The organism is Lysobacter sp. CFH 32150 (assembly GCF_022758295.1).
Taxonomy (GTDB): Bacteria; Pseudomonadota; Gammaproteobacteria; order Xanthomonadales; family Xanthomonadaceae; genus CFH-32150.
This window is the reverse complement of the sequence record NZ_JALDWJ010000001.1, coordinates 320,478-342,977: the sequence shown is the minus strand read 5'-3', so window position 1 is coordinate 342,977 and position 22,500 is coordinate 320,478. Positions and strand designations below refer to the sequence as shown.

The window sequence follows — 22,500 nt, the reverse complement described above, 5'->3', positions numbered from 1 at the left end:
CTATCGCTCCTTCGTGGAACGGGCACTGTCGACCCGTTGTTGAACTTCCTCGATGACGGACTGCAACTGGATGATCGGACGCACCGCGTCGTCGGTGCGCATGGCCTCGAATATGTGCGCGCGAACCCCTCTGCCTGGCGACTCATCTTCCGGCGCATCGGCGGCCAACGACACGACCCGCTCCGGCGTCACCGCGAGGTGTGCGTCAAAGACATCGAAGGCCAATGCCACCGGGTGGCTAAACCGCACCAGGACCAGCCAGCGCGGCGCCGCCTGGCGCGGATAGCCGAGCAGGGCGGCCAGGTCGTACACGGGCGCGACCTGGCCGCGAAAGCCGGCCAGGCCGAGAAATTCGAAGATCGACGTCGGTACCGGCACGACGCGGCGGTCGACGAACAGGCCGCCGACTTCGTCGACGCGGATGGCATACGGATCGCCGCCGACGCGCACCGCCAGCAGGTTCTGCGGCGCCTCGGCCTCAGTGCGCCAGGCCGCGGCAAACGACAGGTCGAATTCGCGGCGCAGAGCAATGGCGGTTTCGTTCAGCATCGGATGCTCCTGCGTGATGAATGCTCTGCGGATGCCGCGCACTCGGCCCGGCACAGCGCGATGAGGGCCTCGCGCTGGAAGCCGCCACCGAACAACAGCAGGCGTGCGGGGTCTTCGCGTTGCAGCAGCGCTATCGCCTGTTGCAGCTCGCGCTGCGCCGTCTCGGGATCGCCGCGGCGCCGGGCCAAGAGGCCCAGGTGCAGGCGCGGCATCGCGAAGGCTGGATCCAGATAGACGGCGACCTGGTCGTGTTCGAACGCACCTTGCGCGTCGCCCGCACCCTCGCGGCACAGCGCGAGCACGTAATGCGCGCCGGCGTTCAGCTCATCGCATTCGAGCACCTCACGGCACACCGCTTCCGCCTTGTCCAGTGCTGCGCTGTGGCTAAGCGACACGGCCTTGAGCAGCAGGACGTCCGGGTCGCGCGCCTGCGCCGCCGGCAACGTGTCGAGTTGCTCGAGTGCCTGATCGAACTGATCGCGGTGCAAGTGCTCGAGCACGCGATTCAGATCAGGCGCATGCCGTGTGGCAGCCGACACCGACGTCGCGGTGGCTGGCGCCGGGGCGGGTACGAGCTCATGAATCCGATCGGCCGAACGCTGGATGATATCGACCCAGCTCGTATCGTTGATTGCCGCGGCCGGCTGCCACAGCTCGACCCGCTGCGATGCCGCCTCCCTGGTCGCCGATACACCTTCTTTGCGCTGGTAATAGAAGGTGTCGTGCGTGTGGCACAGATGGAAGTCGTTGGACAGCCCGCGCAGAGTTTCGGCGTGACCAAGAAACAGATAGCCACCGGGCGCCAACGCGCGCGCGATGCGCGCGACCGCAGCTTGTGCCTGGCTGGCCGTGAAGTACATGAGGACATTGCGGCAGAACACGATGTCGAACTGGCCTGGTCGCCAGAAGTCGGGGTCGTCCTGCGCGAGATTGCGTTGATGGAATGCCACCGCGCGGTGAATCGCGTCATCGAGCGCAAAAGCGCTGCCCTCCGGCGTGAACCACCTAGCCTGTAGATTCGCGGCTGCATCGCGCAGCGACCAGCTCGAATAACGCCCACGCGCGGCCTTTTCCAACATCGTCTGGTTGAGATCGAAGGCCGTGATCGCGACGCGGTCGGCGGCGTAGGGAAGCGCTTCGCGCACGGCGATCGCCAGCGAGTAAGGCTCGTCGCCCGAGGCACAACCGGCCGAGAGCACCCGCACGATGCCGCCTTCCCCGACCGCAGCCAAGCGGTCCGGCAATGCCGACTCGGTGAACGCGGCGAGCTGATCGGCGCCGCGGAAGAAAAACGTTTCCGTCACCGTCAGCTCGCGTGCCAGGGCTTGGAGGTCCTCGGTCGGGCAGCGATCGTCGGCAAGCCGGTTGAGATAAGCGGCACACGCGCCGCCGTTGACCGCCACGCGGCTGCGCAACACCTCGGCGAGGCTGCCGAGCCGCGACTCGTCGATGTGCAGCCCCAGGCGGTCGGCGACCAAGGCGCGGAACCGGGCGACTTCGTGCGAGTCGGGCAGCGTCATCATGACGAGGAGACCTCGACCTCGATATCGTCCCACACCGAATCGGGGATCAGGCGCGCCGCTTGCAACACCAGCACGAGCTCGGCATCGAGGAGCGTCACCGCTGAAATGACGTCGGGCGCTGCATCGCTCAACAGGGGTGGAACTTCATTCAACGACTCGATCGCGAGCACGCGCACACCGATCACGCCTTCCACCGCCAAGCCCACCTGGCGTCCGCCACCCAGCTTGAGCGTGACATAGCGTCCGGGCGGCGTCCGCGTGGTAGCTCCGATCAACATCGCCACGTCGACCACGGGCACCGCCACCGCGCGGATCACCGCAACGCCGAGCACCATCGGAGGCATGTCCGGAAAGGGTTCGACCGGAAGTGGCCGCATCGTCTCGGCCACGTGTTCGAGCGGCAGTCCGCACAGTCGCATTCCAGTGCGGCAGATCAGATAAGTGGCGGATGTCGGGTGCTCCGAGGCCATCGTCCATGTCTCCTTCAGCCCGTTGCTACTCTTCCTGCCTTGCGATGTAGGTATAGGTACGGAAGCTACCTGCCTTGGCTATCCCACTCAACAGCGACTTGAATGGAATAGCGAGGTTGCGCCGGGCTGCGTTGCGCTGCAACATTTCAGACATCCTGTGAGTGGCCCAACGCACCAATTAGCACGCGAGAAAGCGATGAACACGGTCATGCCAACCATGCGTGGCAACCGGAAAGGCGCTGATTTCCAGATATTGCGGCTTCCCCAAACCCGCGTGGCCTACGCAAGCTGACGTCCTCCGGGGTCCTGCTCATTGCAACCGCCAAAGGGCACGACTAGGCGCTCCCATCCCGAGCCGATAGTCAGCCCTGTATCACCGGCTCGGTGGCGAAGGCGTGAATGTGCTCGCTTTAGGGCACCTCGAATAACCCAAATCACTGCACCGTCATTCCCGCAAACGCGGTAAGCCGAAGGCGCACCGAATCCTGCGTACTTCTCCGGGGGCGAATCAGAATCCAGTTTTTGCCGGCCATTCGGACTTCGGATGCGAGTCGTGACGCCCTAATCCGGCGGGCTATCGCGCGGACATCAAAACCGCTCGCCCACCGGCAAATACCGCCATTGCCCTGCCGGCATCTTCGCCAGTGGGATCTTGCCGATGCGGAGGCGCCGGATCGCGACGACATCCAAGCCGACCTGCGCGCACATGTCGCGCAGTTGTCCACCCTGCGCACCCTTGATCGCGAAACGCAGTCGGATCTCGTTCTGCCAGCTGACCTTGCATGGCGGGAGTGTGCGGCCGTTGTAACTCAGGCCGTGGTTGAGCCGGATCAATCCGTAGGGTGCGATATCGCCGGCGACTTCGACCACGAATTCCTGTTCGATCTGGTCGCCATCCTCGGTGAGCCGGCGCCAGACGCGGCCGTCCTGGGTCAAGACCATCAAGCCGCTGGCATCGTTGTCGAGCGGGACCAGTGGCGTCAGCCGGTGGAAGTGGCGCTTGAGCAGTCGAACTCCGGAGGGATCGTCCGCCCAGCGCGTGGCGGGCGTCACCAGTGCCGCGGCGGGATTGCGACCGCTGATCGTGTCGAAGCCGGCAGGTTTGTGCAGCAGGATGGTCGCCGGTTCGGCGGCTTCCAGGCGCGCATCAGGGTCGATTTCGACGACTTCTGTCGACACCATGTGCTGCGGCGCTTCCACCACGCTGCCGTCGACCGAGACCCAGCCGTTCTGGATGTAGAGCTCGGCATCGGCACGTGAACAGCCCTTCAGGTCGGCCACGCGTTTGTCAAGGCGAATCGCGTCAGGCATGGGTGAAGCCAGTGATTCAGGACATGCAGTGTATCGATCAGGCACTCTAACGCCCCGGATTTCCACGGCTGCCGGCTAATCCTCCCGCCGCGCCGTTCTTTTCTTTTCTTTTCCCAGAGACACCATGAAAACCCCTGCTGGCCTGCAACCACTCATCGACGATGGCGTGATCGATGAGGTGATGCGGCCGCTCAAGAGCGGCAAGGAAGCCGCGGTGTACGTGGTGCGCGCGGGCGAAGAGATCCGTTGCGCCAAGGTCTACAAGGACATGGCCCAGCGCAGTTTCCAGCAGCGCGTGCAGTACCAGGAAGGCCGCAAGGTGCGCGGCAGCCGCGAAGCACGTGCGATCGCCAAGGCGAGCAAATACGGGCGCAAGCAGCAGGAAACCGCCTGGAAGAACACCGAGGTCGAGGCCCTGTACCAGCTGCGCGATGCCGGCGTGCGCGTGCCGGAGCCGCACGGATACTTCCATGGCGTGCTGGTGATGGAGCTGGTGGTCGATGCGGATGGCCATTCCGCGCCGCGGTTGGGCGAAGTCGAATTGGCACCCGACCAGGCGCGCGGGTTCCATCGCTTCCTGGTTCGTCAGGTCGTGAAGATGCTGTGCTCTGGCCTGATCCACGGCGATCTGTCGGAATACAACGTGCTGGTCGCGCCGGACGGCCCTGTGATCATCGATTTCCCGCAGGTAGTGAGTGCTGCCGGCAACAATGCCGCCCGCGCGATGCTGCTGCGCGACGTCAACAATCTCACCGCCAGTCTTGGCGCCTGGGCTCCGGAACTCCTGGATACCTGGTACGCGGAAGAAATGTGGGCGCTGTTCGAAGCCGGCGAACTGCATCCGGACAGCGAACTCACCGGGCTGTTCGAGCACGACGACTCGGTGGCCGACGTGGACAGCGTGCGCCACGCGATCAACGACGCGCGCGAGGAAGCGATGATCCGCCAGCAGGGAAGAGAGGCGGCGGAGGCCCTGTAACAGAACTGCGGCTGTTTCGACTGGTCCGACGGGCGGTGGCCGATACCTCATCCATGTGGCGTTGATCCGGGTGCCCAGCCCATCCGGGCTCGTGAGGATGCCTGCCATGAAACGTCAGCTCATCGCCGCGGCGATCGCGGCCGTCGTCTGTACTGCGCTGGGGGCCTGCCAGCGCTCGACTCCGCAGGATGCGACCACCGCTACGCCAGCCACGTCGGCACCGGCCGCCACTGCCGAGCCGGCCAAGCCCGCACTCACCGACCTCGAACAACTCGCCCAGCGCGTGGTCACCCAGAGCGCGGCGGTGAAGGAGGGCGAGATCGTTCTGATCACCGGTCGTGCGCACGACGCCGAGCTGCTGGAAGACATCGCTGTCAACGTGCGCAAGGTCGGCGGTTTCCCGTTGATCGCGTACAGCAGCGATCGCCTGGCCAAGCGCCTGTTCTTCGATGTGCCGGAGAAATACGACACCCAGACGGATGCTTTGGGCCGCAAGCTTGCCGACACCGTCGACGTGGCGATCGGCGTCGGCAACACCATGAGCGAGGACCTGTTCGAAGGCGCCGATCCCAAGCGCATGGCGGCGCGCGGCAAGGCCGACGAGCCGGTCGTGCAGGCCTTCATGAAGAACGTGCGCAACATCGAGCTCGGCAACAGCCTGTACCCGACTCCCTGGCGCGCCGAACGCTATGGCATGTCCGAGGACGAACTGGCGCGGACGTTCTGGAACGGCGTCAACGTCGACTACAGCGAGCTGCAAGCGCGCGGAGAGCAGGTCAAGGCCGTGCTTGCAGCCGGCAACGAAATGCACATCACCAATCCGAACGGCACCGACCTCAAGGTAAGCGTGAAGGGTCGGCAAGTGCTGGCCAGCGACGGCATCGTCACCGCCGAGGACATGAAGCAGGGCGGTGCGGCCGCGTCGGCGTACCTGCCGGCGGGCGAGGTGTATGCCACGCCGGTGCCCGGCACTGCCGAGGGGAAGGTCGTGCACACGCGCACCTTCTTCCGCGGCAAGCAGATCGACAACCTGACGTTGACGATCGCTGGGGGCAAGGTGACGGAGATGACCGGCTCGGGTCCCGGTTACGCCGACCTCAAGGCTGCGTACGACGCCGTGGAAGATCCTCGCAAGGATCTGTTCGGCTTCGTCGACTTAGGCATCAACCCGAACGTGAAGCTGCCGGCGACCAGCACGGTCGGCAACTGGGTTCCGGCCGGCACGGTGACCGTCGGTGTCGGCGGCAACACCTGGGCTGGTGGTGACAACTCGGTGCCTTTCGACCTGACCGTGTACCTGCCGGGTAGCACCGTCACGCTGGACGGCAAGCCGATCATCGAGAACGGCACGTTGAAGATCTGAGTCACCGCACGTGGCTCGAACCTCCTAGACCATGCAAACGACGACGCCCGGCTTTGAAGCCGGGCGTCGCGGTCGCAGTCCGGCGATCGATCAGCCGAAGGGTTGCAGGTTGAGGATCAACTGCAGCACCGATGTCAGGATGGAATAGTTGCCGTCGTCGTAGCGACCGTAGCGATAGGCGCGGCCGTAGCCATCTTCGTACCCGCGGCGGAAGCCCTGGCGGAAGTAGTAGTTGTACTCCTCCTGGCTGACGTAATACCCGTAGTAGCCGTAGTTGGCGTCGACGTACGCGTAGTTGTTGCGATAGTCGTAGCGCCAGCCATCGAGGCGGTCGGCCCTGCCGGCGCGCACACCCTGCTCGTAGCCATAGCGGATGGCCTGTTGCAGCAGGTCGGCGGCGTACCGGTTGATCTCGTAGTAGCGCCCGCTACGCTGATAGCGATAGCTCGCCGGTGTGTAGTAATACGGATCATTGAGGTAGCTGTAGTTGCGAGCTTGCCATTCCGCCTGCAGTGCGCGTTGGCGCTCCCAGTACAACTGCTGGTAGCGGTACTGCTGGATCCGGCGTTGCTCCTGCAGGGCGAGGATGCGCTGGCGCTCCGCGGCCTGGCGGGTCGCTACGTAGCGCTGATACTCGGCCGCACGCTGTCGCTGCAGTGAGATCAGGCGCTGCCGTTCCTGTTCGGACAGGCGTGCGCGCTGGCGGGCAGCATCCTGCTGGTCCCGGTCACGGCGCAGGTCGGTTCGGCGGTCAGTGTCGACGTCGACCTGGCGTTGCCGGTCCGGATCGAACTGGCGTGCGCGTTGGCGGGCTGCTGCCTCGGCCTGTCGCTGCTCGCGTATCGCCGCTGCGCGCTGTTGCTCACGGCGCTGATTGGTTCGGCGGTCAGTGTCGACGTCGACCTGGCGCTGTCTGTCCTGATCGGACTGGCGTGCGCGTTGGCGCGCTGCCGCCTCGGCCTGTCGCTGCTCGCGCATTGCCGCTTCGTGCTGTTGCTCACGGCGCTGATCGGTTTGACGTTCAACCTGCGCCCTACGGATCTCCGCCTGCTGTTGCTCGCGTGCACGCGCCTGCTCGGCCTGGCGTGCCGCGTTGCGGGCCTGGGCTTGTTCACGCTCGCGCATCTCCAGCGCGCGTGGATTCGGCCGGTCAGGAGCCTGAGCCTGGTCTACGCCATGCTGCTCTTGGGCCTTGGCCTTTGCCTTTGCCTTGCGCGCCTTCTCGCGATCCTGATCGCTCTCTTCGCGCTGCTGCTTGTGCTGCGGCTGGTCCTGCAATGCCTCGCGTGCAAGCACGGGACCGACAAAACTCACGGCCAGTACGGCCCCGATCATGCGAACCAGGATTTGCTTCTGCATCGTCTTCATTTCCCACCTCGGCGGGTGCAACCGACCCATTTGTCGATGTGGCCAGTTAGCAAGGAATGCGCTTAATGCTGTCTGAGAATCCGCATGACCTGGCGCCCGCATTCAGCCGGCGTAGTAGAAAGGGTGCCCGGAGCCCGAACAAAGTCGAGCGAGGCAAAGGGTCAAGAGCCGGGCTGCTGCTTCGAATCGATCAGCCTGCCGTGAACGCGGCAATCAACGCACCAACATCCTGCCTGAGCAACGTCTCGTTGATGTCCACCTGCACCCGGCCATCCCTCGGTTCACGCATATGGATGTCCGCGTTGCGCAATCGTTCACCCAGCCCCGCGGCACGCGCCGGGCTGACCTCCAGGAACGTGATGTTGCTGCCGTGTTCCACAGGTCGCAGGGTGTAGCCGCCTGCGGCGCTCAATCCGGCGAAGAGCTTTTCCGATACGCGCCGGGCTGCGGTGAAGCGTGCTTCGAATCCTTCCAGCGCTGACAGTGCCGGCAAAGCAGCGGGCCAGCCTTGGTAGATGGTGGAGCCGAACACGTGGCGCAGGTCGCGGATCTTGCCGATCGTCTCCTTGTCGCCTGCCAGGATCGCCCCGAACGGCGCGCGGAGGTATTTGTACAGCGACACATACACCGTATCGAACAGCGCGCTGTACGCCTTCGTGTCGAAACCCGGCAGGCCGCTCGCAAGCAGCAGGCGCGCGCCATCGAGATGCATCCCGATGCGCTTCGAACGCGCCAGGTCCGAGATCGATTTGGCGACATCGAACGGCACCATCGCGCCATCGGCCCTGCGCACCGGGCTTTCCAACGAGATCGCTCCCACGTTGAGCGGGTAGGGGCCGTGTTCGGCTTCATCGATCGCTGCCTGGACTTCATCGAGTGTTGGGCTCGCGCGTCCCTCCGCCAGCGGTACCAGGTGCAAGTTGTTGAGCGTGGAGGCTGCGTTGCTTTCGTCGAGATACAGATGGCTGTCGTGCTGAACCAATGCATGGCGGTTTTCGCCGCAAAGCACGCGCATGGCGAGGTTGTTGGCGAGCGTGCCCGTTGGCAGGAACGCCGCATCCGTCTTGCCGAGCAATGCCGCGAAGCGCGCCTCCAATTGCTCTACCGCACCGCCCCCGAGATAGGCATCGTTGGCCTCCGGCAGGCGCTCGACGAGTTGCAGCAGATGGCGCGCCCGCTCCACGGGCGGCATCGGGATCGCGTCCCCCATCAACATGACGCTGCGGTCGGTCAACTTCGGGCGAGGCCGTGGCGCAACGTTGGCGGGCGCCGCCATCGCGGCAACATCGAGCAGCATCAGGCTCGCCGGCACGGTGGCGGCAAGCAGGCGGCGGCGCGAGGGGCTGAGGCAGCTGTCGGCTTCGAAGGTCATGGCGATGAGCCCGGGTGCAGGTCGGGAGAGGGTAACCCCGCTTTCGAAACGGCGGGCGTGCTGCTTGGGCGACGGCGCGGCCGATCGGGTCGGCCGCCACGTCGTGTCATCGCTCCGCCAGCGCCAGCACGATCTCGAACACGATCAGCAGGACGATCGCCAGTTCGAGCAACTCGGCGCGTCGGCTCGAGGCTTCTTCGTACAGGGCGCCATAGGTGCCGCGGATGATGTCCAGTTTTCGATCCACGGCGGCACTGAGCTTGTGGGCGCGGAACAACTCCAACGCGGCACCGTACACACGCGCGAGATAAACGTCCTCGGTGACCTGGAGAGAGTTCTCCACCTTCTCGGTGAGTTCGGTCACTTCAGCCACCAGACCGTAGAGCCGGCGCGCGAGGCGCGCGGCACGGCGCGAGGCGATGAGGGACAGCCCGCCGCGGGCATTCGCGACCAGGTCATACATGGTCGAGAGTTCGCCATCGAGCAGCTCGTCGTAGTAACGCATCTCCAGTAGCTGCGCGTTGGCGACCTCGATGATGTCGATGACGTCGGAATCGCGGCGCGGCTCGAAGATGAAGGCGCGATCCCAGGTCACCACGACCAGGTCGTCGACGAAATAAGAGAACGATTGCGCGGTCAGTTCCGCGGTTTCCTGCGGTGACAGCGGCCGGGTCTCTCCGGACAGCAAGGCGGCCAGATCGGCACGCGCGCGAATGTCGGCGCCGGTCATGGGCTGCTCGAATCGGTGGACGGTTGCGAACAGGTAGTCCTCTTCCAGATGTTCGGAGGAAGGCCGATGCAGCGCTGGCCCGATCACGTCCAATACGCTGCGCAGCGTCTTTCGCCAGAACACCGATTCGGAGGCCGGGCCGGTTGCTCGGTCGAGCGCGTTACAGCGTTCGGCAAACGCGTCCCAGGAGAGATCCTCGATGTCCACGCGTAATGCGATCGCGACTGCGCCGAAGTCGTACAGGCGCACCGTCAGCCCGGCCGGCGTAGGGTGGCCGTCGATATCGATGGACGTCGTCGGCAACACGAGAAGCGCGGGAGGCACGTCGAAGGCCAACTCGTTCGCCGAGACCGTCGAAAGTCGCGTGCGCCGGCTCTCTCGACCCGCGTGGGAGAGCCACAGCGTTTCGGCCCGCGCCAAGTCGATCCCATCGGCTACGTCCAGCAACCGGTGGGCGATCAGGGCACCGGATCGGATATGCAGGCCAGCATCCGGCATGGCGAGGACTCCAGGCTGAGTCCTGTCAGTGAAAGCCTGGAGTCGTTACGGGGGCGTTACCGTGCGCCCACCGCCTGAATGTGTGTGTCGGAGGGAGATGGATCGTTACTGCTTCTTATGCGACTTGCTCCATTCTTCTCCGCGACGTTTCATCTCTTCGTCGCTGACGTCCTCGACATGCGTGCCGAGCATCCATTTGTGGCCGAACGGATCTTCGATCGTTCCGGCGCGATCGCCCCAGAACTGGTTCTTGACCGGCTCGATTATTTTGGCGCCCGCCTTCACAGCGCGATCGATGGCGGCGTCGGCGTCGGGCACGTAGATCATGAAACTGCCGGTCGCGCCGCCGCGCGATTTCGGGCTCAGCGCATCCCACTGCGGCATTTCGTCCGACAACATGAGACGCGAATCGCCGATCTGGATTTCGGCGTGACCTATCTTGTCGCCCATCGGGAGGCGATAGGTTTCCTTTGCGCCGAGCGCGTCGCGATAGAACTCCAGCGCCTTGGCGGCGTCGTCGACGACGACCGATGGGGTGATGCTGTGATAACCGGTGGGGGTGGGATTGACGGCCATTTCTGATCCTCCGTGTGGTCAAAACGTAAGCATGTTCCCGTCGGCGTTATGCGGCGATGACCGCGATGTTCAAGGATTGCTAGTCTGAATTGGACCAGAGGAAATCGATCATGCAGAGCGTTATGCTCGGCCGCTCGACGCCACCGAGGAAGCTCCCATGCCAAACGCTCCCCGCTCCAAGGCCAACGATTTCGATCCGGAAGTGCTGCGCCTCTTCGACCAGTACGTGCACGGCTTGATCGATCGCCGTGGTTTCCTCGCGGGCGCGGCGCGCTTTGCGGTCGGCGCGACGACGGCCGCGGGGTTGCTGGCTGCATTGAGCCCGCAATTCGCGCTCGCGCAGCAGATCAAGCCCGACGACAAGCGGCTGTCGGCGAAGTACATCGAGTTCAAATCGCCGAAGGGTTACGGCACCAGCCGCGGCTATCTGGTGAAGCCGGCGAAGGCGCGCGGTCCGCTGCCAGTGGTTCTGGTGGTGCACGAGAACCGCGGCCTCAATCCGCACATCGAGGACATCGCACGCCGGTTGTCGCTGGAAAACTTCATCGTCTTCGCGCCGGATGCGCTGTTCCCGCTCGGCGGGTATCCAGGCGACGAGGATGCGGCGCGCGCCTTGTTCGGCAAGCTCGACCAGGCGAAGACGAAGGAGGACTTCCTCGCGGCCGCGGACATGCTCAAGGGCATCGAGGGCGGCAACGGACGCATGGGCGTGGTCGGCTTCTGCTATGGCGGCGGCATGGCAAACTTCCTGGCGACACGGTTACCGGACCTCGCCGCCGCAGCACCGTTCTACGGCAACGCAGCGCCGTTGGAGGATGTGCCGAAGATCAAGGCGGAGCTGCTGGTCGTGCTTGCCGCGAACGACGAGCGCATCAACGCCGCATGGCCTGCGTACGAAGCGGCGCTCAAGGCGGCCGACGTGCGTTACACGCTGTACCAGCCCAAGGACACGCAGCACGGGTTCAACAACGACACCACGCCGCGTTACGACGAAGCGGCTGCCCGCGAGGCGTGGCGCCGCACAATTGCACTGTTCGATCGGACGCTGCGCAAACCTGCGTAGGGCCGGACGAGCGGGTGAATGAGGGGCGGACCATGTCGATCCGGCCGACTCTCGTTCGTCGTCCTGATAAGAACACAACGGAGACACCATCTTGACGAACCCACTGGATGCCAGGAAGCGCTGGCTTGCCCTGATCGTGCTTTGCCTCGGCGTGCTGATGATCGTGTTGGACACCACGATCGTGAACGTCGCGCTGCCGTCGATCCGCGAGGACCTGCAGTTCACCGAGACCTCGCTGGTCTGGGTGGTGAATGCCTACATGCTCACGTTCGGCGGCTTCCTGCTGCTGGGCGGACGGCTGGGCGATCTGTACGGACATCGCCGCCTGTTCCTGATCGGCATCACGCTGTTCACGGTTGCGTCGCTGGCCTGTGGCCTTGCCGGTTCGCAGGGCACGTTGGTCGCGGCGCGCGCGGTGCAGGGCCTGGGCGGTGCGGTGGTCACAGCCGTGGCGCTGTCGCTGATCATGACCCTGTTCACAGAGCCGGCAGAACGCGCCAAGGCGATGGGCGTCTACGGCTTCGTTTGCGCGGGCGGCGGCAGCATCGGTGTACTGCTCGGCGGCGTGCTTACCAGCACGCTCGGCTGGAACGCGATCTTCCTCGTCAACCTGCCGATCGGTGCTTTGGTGTTCGCGCTGTGCCTGAAGCTGATCCCGCTGGTGCGCGCGCCTGCGCATGCGCAGAAGTTGGATGTCGCGGGTGCGGTGACGGTGACCACATCGTTGATGCTCGCGGTGTACGCGATCGTCAACGGCAACGAGATCGGCTGGCGTTCGCCGCAGACGTTGGGCCTGCTGGCGGCTGCTGCGATGCTGATGGCGATCTTCCTGGCGATCGAAGCACGCGTGCGCGCGCCGCTCATGCCGCTGGGGATGTTCCGGTTGCGCAACATCGCCACCGCCAACGTGATCGGCGTGCTCTGGGCTGCGGCGATGTTCGCGTGGTTCTTCATCTCCGCGCTCTACATGCAGCTGGTGCTTGGTTACGACCCGATGCAGGTGGGGCTGGCATTCCTGCCTGCCAACCTGATCATGGCGGCGTTCTCGCTGGGACTATCGGCGAAGCTGGTGATGCGCTACGGCATCCGAGCGCCGATCGGCGTCGGATTGTTGCTGGCTGCTGCGGGTCTCGGGTTGTTCGCGCTGGCGCCGGTCGATGGCAACTTCACGGTCCACGTGCTGCCAGGCATGATGCTGCTCGGCTTCGGTGCAGGCATGGCGCTGAATCCGGTCCTGCTGGCGGCGATGAGCGATGTGGAGCCTGGTGAAGCGGGACTCGCGTCGGGCCTGGTCAACACCTCCTTCATGATGGGTGGGGCGTTGGGCCTGGCGATCCTCGCCAGTTTGGCCGCAGCGCGCACGCATGCGTTGGCCGAGTCCAGTGTCGCGCAGCTGGTCGCGCTCAACAGCGGTTATCGATTGGCATTCCTGTGCGGCGCGCTGTTCGCACTGGGCGCCGCGGTACTCGGCATGATGGTGCTTCGGCCCGGGAAACACGTCCACACGCACGAGCCGGAGGACGAAGCGCTACCGGACGCAGCGTCAGCGGATTGACGGCATGGGCGTCGCGATCAGGCCGGCATGAATCAGGCTTGCAGGAACTTCGCGACATCCACCTTCAGTCCCTTGCCGGGCAATGCCATCAACGTCGACGTGCCATGCGCGATCAGCTCGCCAGCCTCGTCGAACACGCTGGCCTCGGTGTAACTGATCTGGCGCCCGGCGCGCAGGCAGCGGCCTTCGGCGCGCAGGTGTCCGCGGGTCACGGTCTTGAGATAGTTGAGCTTGAGATCGACGTTCACCAGGCCCGCGTCTTCGGGCAGGCGCATGAAGCCGGCCCAGAAGGTGGCGGTGTCGATCAGCGTGGCCAGTACACCGCCGTGGACGATGCCGAAGGGTTGCATGTGGCGTTCGCCCAGTTCCAGCTCGATGCGACAGCTGTCGAAGTCCATGGCCGTGAGGGTCATGCCGATCAAGTGCGGATACGATGCGGTGCGTACGCTGTCCTTGAGGGCCTGGATGTAGGCGGGATTGGGTGTCATCGGTTTGCTGGTTCCGGAAAAACCCGAGTCTAACGCCGCGTATGCGCTGCCATCACATCGATTCAGCCCGCGGCCGTTATCCTTTATGCAACCTCTGATCCGCAATTCGGGAGACGCCCATGGCAACCGGCTGGGCTGGCGACGGCGCCGTACAAGACCAGATCGACGCGACCATCAAGGACGCGATCAAGCGGGCACGCAGCCAGCTGCCGCAGGGTCCAGGCCTGGAGCATTGCGAAGAATGCGATGCGGCCATCCCGGAAGCCCGACGCAAGGCAATGCCGGGCGTCCGCCTGTGCGTATCGTGCCAGGAAGCGCGCGACAAGGAGCAGGGCTTTGCCGGTTACAACCGTCGTGGCAGCAAGGACAGCCAGCTGCGCTGACGCTCATGCGTACGAGTCATGACGATCCCGAGCGGCGTGATGGCGGTGCTGGCACCCGTGCGAATCCCCCTTTGTGCCAAGGGGAATTGCATTCGATGGCCAAGGCCCTACCGAGTGGTATCAGGCTTCACGGCGATCACAGCGGCATGGAAGGCGCATACTCGGAGCCTCCAAGGGTCAGGCCGGGCGCATGAAACACCAGATCGCAATGTTCAAGTTCACCCTCGGTAACGGCCAGAGCATCAGTCCATCCGCGCTACAGGCCCTGTGGGTGCGCGCCAGCCAGTCGGTGCAGGTCAGTGTTGGCCGGCATGCGGGGCCTGGCGGCGGAGATGGCAGGCCCACGTACTCGTTGTATGCCTCGCAGCACCTGGAAAACCTGCCGCAAGTCGAACTGCGCCTGCGCAGGGTTCTGGAAGAGCGCAACCTATCGGCATCGCTGATCGCGCTGCACGATTGATCGCGGCAACAACGGGCTGCCGCTAAACGGTCGCGGTTTCCAAGGCAGCCCATCGCGTCGATCGCACTCGATGGCTGCACTTAGCTCACGCCGCCGCCTTCAATACCGTCTCGATGTCGATCTTCTTCATCTGCAGGATCGCTGCCATGGCGCGTTGTGCCGTGTCCGGGTTCGACTCGCTGAGCAGCTTGATCACTTGCGTCGGCGCGATCTGCCAGGAGAGGCCGTACTTGTCTTTCAGCCAGCCGCATTGCTGCGCCTTGGGATCGCCGCCTTCGGACAAGCGGATCCAGTAGTGGTCCACTTCCTGCTGAGATTCGCAATTGACGACGAGTGAAACCGATTCGTTGAACTTGAACTGGGGTCCGCCGTTCAACGCGGTGAACGCCTGTCCATCCAGTTCGAAGGCGACCACCATCACCGAGCCTTCCGGCCGGCCGGAGGCCTGGGCGCCTGCCTTGCCATAGCGCGAGATGGTTCCTACACGGGAATTGGGAAAAACCGAGGTGTAGAAGTTCACGGCCTCTTCGGCCTGGGTGTCGAACCAGAGGAATGGAGTGATGCGCTGGAACCTGGCTGGCATGGTGTTTTCTCCTCTAGTGATGTGCAGGGATGGCTGAACAGGGTCGCGGGGCCTGGTGGCCCGTCCCTGACTGTTAGACGAACAAGCGGCGGCAAAATCGACATCCAGGCAGGACGATTGGCTCCCTCCACTGATCTCGATGGCGTGTCTTCACAACGTAGCCGTGGCTGATAGCCTGTGGACCTGGACGTTCACTGCGAGTGCGATTGATCATGAATGACACCTTCAGCGTTGCCGGAAGCAACATCGCCCCGCGACTCGGCGCTGCCGCGCTCCTCAGCGTGGTCATGTTCGTCATTGCCTGTGTGGCGGTGCAATGGCTGCGCACGGATCTGGACTGGCGACAGGCCCCGTTGAGTTTTTACCTGATGGACGACTACGGCCTGTGGCTGCAGACGGCGTATTTCGTTCTCGGTGTCGCGCTGGTGCTGATTGGGCTTGGCTATTACTGGGCCTTGCCGCCCGCGGCACGCAGCGCCGCACCGCTGTTGCTGTTCGTTGGCGCCGGTTTCGCGCTGATGGTCACCGCTGTGGCGGACTCGTACCGCGTGCCTCGGGTGCCGACGTTCGAGAACTTCGTGCATGGCATCGCTGCGCAGACGACCTTCCTGTTCGTCACCACGGCGATGCTGCTGCAGTCGTTGCGCTTTCGCCGCACTCCCGGCTGGCACGCTCGCTTCATGCCGGGGTTTGCCCTTGGAGCGACGTGCTTCATCGCTCTGTGGGTTCATGCGCTTTGGCGCGGCATGCCGTCAGGTCTTTCGCAGAAGATCGTCGTCGCGCTGATCGTTTCGTGGCTGACGATGGCGGCAGTGTGGTTGTGGCAGCAACGTGCCGAGAATGTGGCCGGATAACCGCTAGCAATGCCCGAAGTCGCGCGATAGACCATTTCATCGCCTTCGGCGAGTTCGACCACCGCACCGCTGGCCCGGGTTAGCCGTTCGCACGCGTGGAGACCAGCGCAATCACGTCGCCGAGATCGAGTCCCAGCTTCACTTCATACCAGTCTCCCTAGGACTATGACGGCATCATGGTCCCGCGGGGACCCGTGGTGACGCAAAATCTGGCGTCGGGGGAGAGCGTCAGTGACGGTGGCGAAGCGTTGGTCCTCCGCTCATTTCTTCTGCGCGGAATACACCTTACTGGCGATCTTCCATTCGCCATCGACTTTCAGCAGGACAAAATAGTCGGTGAAGGTCACTGCCGGATAGTCGAGCGTGACGCGTGCCATCGCGGCGGTGCCGGAGATGTCGAGGGCATCGATGCGGCGCTGGCGCTGGGCTTCGTCTTCGGCGGGCTTGCCGCTGAAGCCGGCTGCGAACTCCTCGAGGGTGCGCGAAACGATCTTGCCGTCGCGAAGGCCCTCGATGCGTGCGGTCGGCAGGAAGGCGCGGCGGATATGCGCAGGATCGCCTGTGGCATGCCCTTGCATGTAAGCCTCAAGCGGCTTGCGGGCGAGTGCTTGCTCTTCCGTCGTTCTGGTGGGCACTGTGCTTTGTGGCTCGGCGGCAAAGACGTGGCCGGCCACGATGACGAGGCCGCTCAAAGCGACGGCGCGCCATGAACCCGAATGCAGCGGAATACCCTTCATAGCGAATCTCCATGGCTGTCAATGAGTCGAGCTTAGACCAGCGCATGATCGATATCGCTGTGGCTGAAGTCATGAATGGCGCCGTCGTTAATACGGCGTGAGTGCCATTACATCGTTTGAACACGAATAAGACCCTCGCGTCACGATGCATCGGCTATTGATGCGTCGATGAATTCGCAAAGCCGGGATGTGCCCGGCTGAGGAGGATGTAATGCGCAACACACAACTGCTCGTGTTATGCGGCGCGGCAATGCTCGCCTTGGTCGCGTGCAATCGCCAAGCTGCAGACACCGAAACCGCCGCGACCACACCAGCCGCACCGCCGGCTCCCGTCGTGACGCCGCCACCCCCGACGCCAACGGCGCTTACGCTGGCGACCGGCGGTGCGGGATCGTATGTCGCGGATAGCTCGGGTCGCGCGGTGTATGTGCTGGAAGGTGACGACACCGCCACCAAGTGCACCGGCGATTGCATCAAGGCATGGCCACCGGTGCTGGCCCCGCCGGCAGGTGCGCCTACCGCGGCGTCGCCGAGCGTGCAGACCGCGATGATCGGCACCATCCCGCGCGGTGATGGCTCGCAGCAGGTCACCTACAACGGCCATCCCCTGTACTACTACACCGAGGATGCCGGCCCGGGTACCACGAAGGGCCACGACATGGTCGACAAATGGGGCGAGTGGTACCTCGTCGGCCCAACGGGATTGGCGATGGAGGACAAGGATAGCGACGCGGCCGTGACTGGCGAGGCCGCTCCCGATGAACCAGCGACGGCACCTGCCACCGATACGGAGATGCCTGCCGACAAGGAGGCTGATACGAAGACCGATACCGAGGAAAAGGAGAGCACGTCGGAGTACTGAGTTCGTATGGATAGACGCACTCTCCGGAAAGCCGCGCACGCGGCTTTCCGGCTATCTGGAGTGCGATCAACGCGCGCGCACGTTGCCCGGTGCTGGCATCGCGAGGCCCTTGCCCTGAGCCTCTCTGATCAGCTCGCGGGTCTGGCGTTCGGCCTGGACGACCAGTTTTTCCTGCTGCTTGGCCAGCACTTGCATTTGTGCGCTGAGGGCTTCCATCGGTTTGCTGGCGACTTGCATTTCACGGCTTAGGGCTTCCATCGGTTTCCGGCTGGCGTCGAGGCGCCTGCTTTCGGCCTCCAGCACGCGCGACTGCTGCTCCATCTGCCGGGACAGCACTTCCTGCTGCGCGGACAGGGCGTCCATGTCGCGATCGAGCTTGTCTTCCTGCGATTCGCTGGCAGTCAGCGTGGCCTTGGCAAGCCGTTGCTGTTGATTGGCGAGTGCCTGCTGCTGTTCGGCCAACGCTTCCATTTTCCTGGTGGCTTCGCGCATGGCGGGGGTCTCGGCGTTGTGTTCGCCCAGCTGTTCCATCTTCTTTCCCAGGGCTTCCAGCTTTTTGCCATGGCCCTCCATCTGGTCGCCGAGCGCTTCCATCTGGCTACCCAGTTTGTCGGTCTCGCGCCATGCGGCGTGTGCGCGGGCGACGGTGGCTGGGTCGACGACGACATAGGCCTGGTCCGCACGGCGGAACCACAGGAAGTCGCCGTCGATGCTGCGGCGCGCCGAGTCGATGGCATTCATGTCGTTCGTAGTACCAGACATGGTGAAGTCCTTCTGCCCTTTGCGTATCAACGCATAGGCATCGCGCTTGCCGTTGTCATGGAGTTGCGTCACGTGGGAAACGGTCGCCTGTGGGGACGCGGGCGGGGCTTTACGCTGTGTGACCTGGGCGTGGGCATAGAACGCGATGCAAGCGGCAGCGAGGCCGAGCAATGGATAGGCGATCTTGCCTCCGGCGGCGCGGTGGCTTGGACGGACGAGTTGTTCGATGCGGGACATCAGTTGGCCTCCATGTGCGGCTTGTGCGAGGTGGAGTGGGACACTGCAGGAACGATTGAGGTCGGACAGTTCCGAGAGGGCGACGGCGAGGCGACGCGGTGCGCCGAGCATGTCCGCTGCGAGTTGGTCGGCGATGTGCTCGCGTTCGTTGCGGATCTCGCGCGAGAGCCACCACACGACGGGGTGATAGAACAGCAGCGCTTCGACCACGCCCTGCAACAGGTTGACGAGATAGTCGTGGCGACGGATATGGGCGAGTTCGTGTGCGAGCAGCGCTTCGATCAGGTCGGTCGGCATGCGCGCGATCAGCGCTGCGGGCAACAACACCACGGGACGCCACCATCCTGCCGACGCTGGCGAGTCGAGGCAGTCGACCACGCGCAGTGCGACGGCACGCTTCAATCCAAACCGCTGTGCGAGCGCGTCGAGGCGTGCTTGCCAGGCTGCGTTCGCGCGGCTCTGCGGGCCAGTGCGCAGGCGGCGGATCCACGCTACGCCCATCGTCATCCGCAGAGACAGCACACTGGCACCTGCCGCCCACATTGCGACGATCCAGGACAGCGACGTCTCGAGACGCGCGTGCCAGGTTCCGATATCGACCGTCGGCAGTCCGAGCGTCGTGGCATGGCGAGTATCCGCGGCCGTTACGGAAACGACGACATCGGGGGCATTCGTGAACAGCGCGATGACATTCGCCAGAGGCAACAGCACGCAAGCCAGTAAGGCCACGCATGCGACGGCATAACGGGCTTGCGGCCTGGCATCGCGCAACAGAAACAGTACGGAGGCCGCGATCAGCCCGATCGCCGCACCCTGCCATACGAAATGCAGCAGCGCCCGGCCGAGTACGGGGACCAGCGTTGCAAGGAACTCAGCCATCGGGATTCTCCTTGAGGAAGCGCTTGATCTCTTCGCGTTCCTTGTCGGTGACGTGTTCGCTCAACGCGGCGATCACCAGATCCCTGCCGGAACCAGCGAAGGCCTTGTGGATGAGGTCCTTGAGCAGGTTGGTCTGCAGCGCGTCCTGCGCATGCGCGGCGGCGTAGACGTGCGAGCGCTGGCTCTCGTCGCGGGTCAGCAGGCCCTTGCCGTGCATCACCTGCATCAGGCGCAGCGCGGTGGCGTAGGTAAGGTCGGGGCGTTCGCGCAGGCGTGCCGCATGCACATCCTTCACCGTGGACGGACCGAGACGCCAGATCACCCGCAACAAGTCGAGTTCGGCGGCGGTGGGCTTCGGCGGTTTGGTGGCCTTGGGCATTGCAGCTCGTCCGGAACGGTCGAGGCTGCACCGTAGAGCATGTAGAACGATTTGTCTAGACTATTTTGTCTAGGCAAGAAGTCATGGGTACGGCCTGCCTAAGTCCCGCCGTGCTGGATGACGGTGATCGGGATTTCGCGGTCGTTGCGATGGCCGTAGGCCTTGCGCTCGGCGCGGCAATACGCACTGCCCATGGCGAACTTGCGGCAGATGTCCGGGCGCTGGTCGTAGATGCTGCAGCACATCCGGGTGTGGTCGACGGCGACACACCAGCCGTCTTCGTCGTGGGCCATCACGTCGAGACCCTGCGCGGTGCGTTCGACCAGGTGGCGCGGCACAGTGTCTTCCGGCATCACCACCACGGTCAGGCGGCAGCAGACTGCGTCGCAAGCACTGCAGGAGACGGTTGGATCGACGATGTGGTCGTCGTCGCGGCTTTCGAAGCTGATGTGTTCGATGCTCATCGCGCGGCCTCGTTGGCTGCGAAGGCATGGCGCCGGTAATGCAACAGATGACCGCGATAGGGCGGGGTGTCGCCGGCATTCATCGGACAGCGTTCTTCTTCGACGCTGAAGCCTTGTGCAGCGAGTGCGCGCGTGAACGGCGCGCTGTTGCCGCGTCCGGGATCGGTGAACACCACTTCGGATCCGGCATGGGTGTGGCGGTCAACCAGGGCAGCGAGCAGCGAAGCGTGGTCGCGTTCGTACAGCACATCGCTGCCGATGACCACATCGAATCGGCCGAGGGTGGGCAGCGGCACATCCCAGCGCAGTTGGCGGTAGACCACGGCAGGCAGTTCGTTGAGCGCCGCGTTGTAGGCAAGGAAAGGCTCGGCGAGCGGATGCACGTCGCTGGCGATGACATCGGCCCCGCGTCGCTGCAGTACCAGGCTGGCGAGGCCCAGGCCGCAGCCGAGTTCGAGGATGCGTTTGCCGGCGATGTCGAACCGGCTCATCGCTTCGGCGAGCAGGCGGCCAGCCGGCCACACCTGACCAAACAGGCACCATTGGGCCGACGAGATGCCAAGACGTTCGGCATGACCATCGGGATCGGCGAATTGCTGCCGATCGCTGAGCGCGCGAATGCGGTAGTCGTGGTCGCCGAGGTGGATGACTTGCTGGCGGGTGGTGTAGCCCGGCATGGTGGCTCCCGTGAGAAGCGTCACCCCGCAACAGGGTGTTGACGCGTGAAGGGAGCGAAAACGGGCGCCGGAACGGCCGCGGGGAGTCGCGCGAAAGAGACGTGGTGCGTTTGCATCTTACGCTAGCGGCATCGCACGGCATTCACGCCGTGTCGGGTGCCAGTGAGCGCATCGCTGTTTGCTGGCTCAAGCGCGAGGTAAGCTCGGCCCGATGCTGTGGGTGAGGGCGGTCATGGAAGAGAGGCCAGGTTCAAAAACACCAGCAAGGTTGATCGAGCATCGGCGCTTCGTCGGGCGCATCTATCGCATGCGGATGCTGGGACTGGGAACTGGCGTCCTTGCCATCGCTGGCGTGCTCTACGAGAACGGCGCATCGCCGCTGACCTGGGCCGCACTGCTCGCGAACGGATATCTGTGGCCGCACGTGGCGTGCCTGCTCGCGAACCGCAGTCGCGATCCGGAGCGCGCCGAGTACCGCAACCTTGTGGTGGATTCGGCCTGCGGTGGGATCTGGATCGCCGTGATGCAGTTCAACCTGCTGCCCAGCACGTTGCTGGCGGTGATGCTGTCCGCCGACAAGATCGGCGTGGGTGGTTGGCGCTTCCTGGGTCGCACCGCTACGTTCCAGGGCATCGCCTGCTTGCTCACTGCCGCGGTACTTGGGTTTCCATTCCAGCCACAGACCACGATGCTCAGCATCGTGTGCAGCTTGCCTTTCATGTTCGCCTATCCGTTGGCGCTCAGTACCGCCGCTTACGCATTAGGGCGCAAGGTGGTGCGGCAGAACCGCATGCTCGTTCGCCTCAATCGCACCGATGCCCTGACCAGTCTTTGGAATCGCATGCATTGGGAGGAGGCAGCGCTCAATGAACTGACGCGTTGCGCTCGCACTGGCCGGCCGGCGGCGCTTCTATTGATGGACATCGATCACTTCAAGGACATCAACGATAACTATGGCCATCCGATCGGCGATGTCGTGTTGCGACGCATCGGCGCGATCTTGCAGGCGTCGGTTCGCGAGATCGACACCCCCGCGCGCTTTGGCGGCGACGAATTTGGCGTCGTGCTCGCTGAAGCCGGTCTTGCCGAGGCGCAGGAAGTCGCCGAGCGTATCCGCGTGGCGGTTGAAGGCACGCATTTCGATGGGGTGCCTGGACTGCATTGCACAGTCAGCATCGGCGTGGCGGTAGCCAACCCCCAACTGGGGGATGTAGCGACGTGGATCAGCCACGCTGACGCGGTGTTGTACCGCAGCAAGCAGATGGGGCGGAATCGGGTGGCCGTCGAAATCCCCGCTTGCTGAACGCGCGGTTGTCGTAAGAGTCACCGGTTGGAGACCAGTCTGCGCCGCCGGCGCTGCGTTTCGTCGCCCGTCCAT

General features: G+C 64.2%; 24 protein-coding genes. 9 read left to right on the top strand and 15 right to left on the bottom strand.

Translation table 11 applies throughout. The annotated features are described in order from the left end of the window. From MO486_RS01560 to MO486_RS01545, 4 genes are all read right to left on the bottom strand, one after another. Nucleotides 1-549, bottom strand: a complete 549-nt coding sequence (locus MO486_RS01560; protein ID WP_242904051.1) for a chemotaxis protein CheW — start codon at nucleotides 547-549, stop codon at nucleotides 1-3. Continuing rightward, nucleotides 543-2,072, bottom strand: coding sequence for a protein-glutamate O-methyltransferase CheR (locus MO486_RS01555; protein WP_242904050.1), 1,530 nt, complete (start codon nucleotides 2,070-2,072; stop codon nucleotides 543-545). The genes MO486_RS01560 and MO486_RS01555 overlap by 7 nt, the downstream gene beginning before the upstream one ends. Continuing rightward, nucleotides 2,069-2,542 (bottom strand): chemotaxis protein CheW, encoded by a 474-nt coding sequence (locus MO486_RS01550; RefSeq protein ID WP_242904049.1) that lies wholly within the window; start codon nucleotides 2,540-2,542, stop codon nucleotides 2,069-2,071. The genes MO486_RS01555 and MO486_RS01550 overlap by 4 nt, the downstream gene beginning before the upstream one ends. Nucleotides 2,543-3,130: 588 nt before the next feature. Further along, on the bottom strand, nucleotides 3,131-3,853 hold the full coding sequence (locus MO486_RS01545; RefSeq protein ID WP_242904048.1) for an rRNA pseudouridine synthase: 723 nt from the start codon (nucleotides 3,851-3,853) through the stop codon (nucleotides 3,131-3,133). Nucleotides 3,854-3,977: 124 nt separating this feature from the next. On the opposite strand from MO486_RS01545, the gene MO486_RS01540 reads away from it, so the two are divergent. Both MO486_RS01540 and MO486_RS01535 read left to right on the top strand, forming a co-directional pair. Further along, on the top strand, nucleotides 3,978-4,832 hold the full coding sequence (locus MO486_RS01540) for a PA4780 family RIO1-like protein kinase (RefSeq protein WP_242904047.1): 855 nt from the start codon (nucleotides 3,978-3,980) through the stop codon (nucleotides 4,830-4,832). 106 nt (nucleotides 4,833-4,938) lie between these two features. Next, a complete protein-coding gene (locus MO486_RS01535; protein WP_242904046.1) occupies nucleotides 4,939-6,195 on the top strand; it encodes an aminopeptidase in 1,257 nt (418 codons plus the stop codon). Between the two features lie 90 nt (nucleotides 6,196-6,285). Here MO486_RS01535 and MO486_RS01530 read toward each other — a convergent pair whose 3' ends face one another. The 4 genes from MO486_RS01530 to MO486_RS01515 all read right to left on the bottom strand — a co-directional run bounded on the left by MO486_RS01530 (nucleotide 6,286) and on the right by MO486_RS01515 (nucleotide 10,739). Next, nucleotides 6,286-7,554 (bottom strand): hypothetical protein, encoded by a 1,269-nt coding sequence (locus tag MO486_RS01530; RefSeq protein ID WP_242904044.1) that lies wholly within the window; start codon nucleotides 7,552-7,554, stop codon nucleotides 6,286-6,288. A gap of 199 nt (nucleotides 7,555-7,753) precedes the next feature. Then, complete coding sequence (locus MO486_RS01525) at nucleotides 7,754-8,935, bottom strand: beta-eliminating lyase-related protein (RefSeq protein WP_242904042.1); 1,182 nt, start codon at nucleotides 8,933-8,935, stop codon at nucleotides 7,754-7,756. Nucleotides 8,936-9,041: 106 nt separating this feature from the next. Continuing rightward, nucleotides 9,042-10,163, bottom strand: coding sequence for a hypothetical protein (locus tag MO486_RS01520; protein WP_242904040.1), 1,122 nt, complete (start codon nucleotides 10,161-10,163; stop codon nucleotides 9,042-9,044). Nucleotides 10,164-10,268: 105 nt separating this feature from the next. Beyond that, entirely contained in the window at nucleotides 10,269-10,739 is a 471-nt protein-coding gene (locus tag MO486_RS01515; RefSeq protein ID WP_242904037.1) for a VOC family protein, read from the bottom strand. Between the two features lie 157 nt (nucleotides 10,740-10,896). Between MO486_RS01515 and MO486_RS01510 the strand changes: the two genes are divergently transcribed. Continuing rightward, on the top strand, nucleotides 10,897-11,802 hold the full coding sequence (locus MO486_RS01510; RefSeq protein WP_242904035.1) for a dienelactone hydrolase family protein: 906 nt from the start codon (nucleotides 10,897-10,899) through the stop codon (nucleotides 11,800-11,802). A 91-nt stretch (nucleotides 11,803-11,893) separates the two neighbouring features. After that, nucleotides 11,894-13,357 carry an MFS transporter gene (locus MO486_RS01505; RefSeq protein WP_242904033.1) on the top strand — a complete coding sequence of 488 codons (1,464 nt, stop codon included), beginning with the start codon at nucleotides 11,894-11,896 and terminating at the stop codon, nucleotides 13,355-13,357. A gap of 32 nt (nucleotides 13,358-13,389) precedes the next feature. Here MO486_RS01505 and MO486_RS01500 read toward each other — a convergent pair whose 3' ends face one another. Continuing rightward, nucleotides 13,390-13,845, bottom strand: a complete 456-nt coding sequence (locus tag MO486_RS01500; RefSeq protein WP_242904032.1) for a PaaI family thioesterase — start codon at nucleotides 13,843-13,845, stop codon at nucleotides 13,390-13,392. Nucleotides 13,846-13,964: 119 nt separating this feature from the next. On the opposite strand from MO486_RS01500, the gene MO486_RS01495 reads away from it, so the two are divergent. Further along, nucleotides 13,965-14,228 (top strand): DksA/TraR family C4-type zinc finger protein, encoded by a 264-nt coding sequence (locus MO486_RS01495; protein WP_242904031.1) that lies wholly within the window; start codon nucleotides 13,965-13,967, stop codon nucleotides 14,226-14,228. Nucleotides 14,229-14,418: 190 nt separating this feature from the next. Next, on the top strand, nucleotides 14,419-14,688 hold the full coding sequence (locus tag MO486_RS01490; RefSeq protein ID WP_242904030.1) for a hypothetical protein: 270 nt from the start codon (nucleotides 14,419-14,421) through the stop codon (nucleotides 14,686-14,688). A gap of 85 nt (nucleotides 14,689-14,773) precedes the next feature. Here MO486_RS01490 and MO486_RS01485 read toward each other — a convergent pair whose 3' ends face one another. After that, entirely contained in the window at nucleotides 14,774-15,271 is a 498-nt protein-coding gene (locus tag MO486_RS01485) for a VOC family protein (protein WP_242904029.1), read from the bottom strand. Between the two features lie 212 nt (nucleotides 15,272-15,483). Here MO486_RS01485 and MO486_RS01480 point away from each other — a divergent pair, with 212 nt between their 5' ends. Then, nucleotides 15,484-16,125 carry a DUF998 domain-containing protein gene (locus MO486_RS01480; protein ID WP_242904028.1) on the top strand — a complete coding sequence of 214 codons (642 nt, stop codon included), beginning with the start codon at nucleotides 15,484-15,486 and terminating at the stop codon, nucleotides 16,123-16,125. Between the two features lie 260 nt (nucleotides 16,126-16,385). Here MO486_RS01480 and MO486_RS01475 read toward each other — a convergent pair whose 3' ends face one another. Continuing rightward, a complete protein-coding gene (locus tag MO486_RS01475; protein ID WP_242904026.1) occupies nucleotides 16,386-16,862 on the bottom strand; it encodes a nuclear transport factor 2 family protein in 477 nt (158 codons plus the stop codon). Nucleotides 16,863-17,073: 211 nt separating this feature from the next. Here MO486_RS01475 and MO486_RS01470 point away from each other — a divergent pair, with 211 nt between their 5' ends. Next, a complete protein-coding gene (locus MO486_RS01470) occupies nucleotides 17,074-17,724 on the top strand; it encodes a hypothetical protein (protein ID WP_242904024.1) in 651 nt (216 codons plus the stop codon). Nucleotides 17,725-17,790: 66 nt separating this feature from the next. On the opposite strand, the gene MO486_RS01465 is transcribed toward MO486_RS01470, so the two are convergent. From MO486_RS01465 to MO486_RS01450, 4 genes are all read right to left on the bottom strand, one after another. Continuing rightward, on the bottom strand, nucleotides 17,791-19,602 hold the full coding sequence (locus MO486_RS01465) for a M56 family metallopeptidase (RefSeq protein ID WP_242904022.1): 1,812 nt from the start codon (nucleotides 19,600-19,602) through the stop codon (nucleotides 17,791-17,793). Then, the gene (locus MO486_RS01460) at nucleotides 19,595-19,981 is read right to left on the bottom strand and encodes a BlaI/MecI/CopY family transcriptional regulator (protein WP_242904020.1); all 387 of its coding nucleotides are present in this window, start codon (nucleotides 19,979-19,981) and stop codon (nucleotides 19,595-19,597) included. Before MO486_RS01460 ends, MO486_RS01465 begins: the two co-directional genes overlap by 8 nt. 98 nt (nucleotides 19,982-20,079) lie before the next feature. Then, entirely contained in the window at nucleotides 20,080-20,445 is a 366-nt protein-coding gene (locus MO486_RS01455; RefSeq protein WP_242904018.1) for a YkgJ family cysteine cluster protein, read from the bottom strand. Next, nucleotides 20,442-21,122, bottom strand: coding sequence for a protein N-lysine methyltransferase family protein (locus MO486_RS01450; RefSeq protein ID WP_242904016.1), 681 nt, complete (start codon nucleotides 21,120-21,122; stop codon nucleotides 20,442-20,444). Before MO486_RS01450 ends, MO486_RS01455 begins: the two co-directional genes overlap by 4 nt. Before the next feature lie 268 nt (nucleotides 21,123-21,390). Between MO486_RS01450 and MO486_RS01445 the strand changes: the two genes are divergently transcribed. Then, on the top strand, nucleotides 21,391-22,425 hold the full coding sequence (locus MO486_RS01445) for a diguanylate cyclase (protein WP_242904014.1): 1,035 nt from the start codon (nucleotides 21,391-21,393) through the stop codon (nucleotides 22,423-22,425). Nucleotides 22,426-22,500 lie beyond the last annotated feature (75 nt).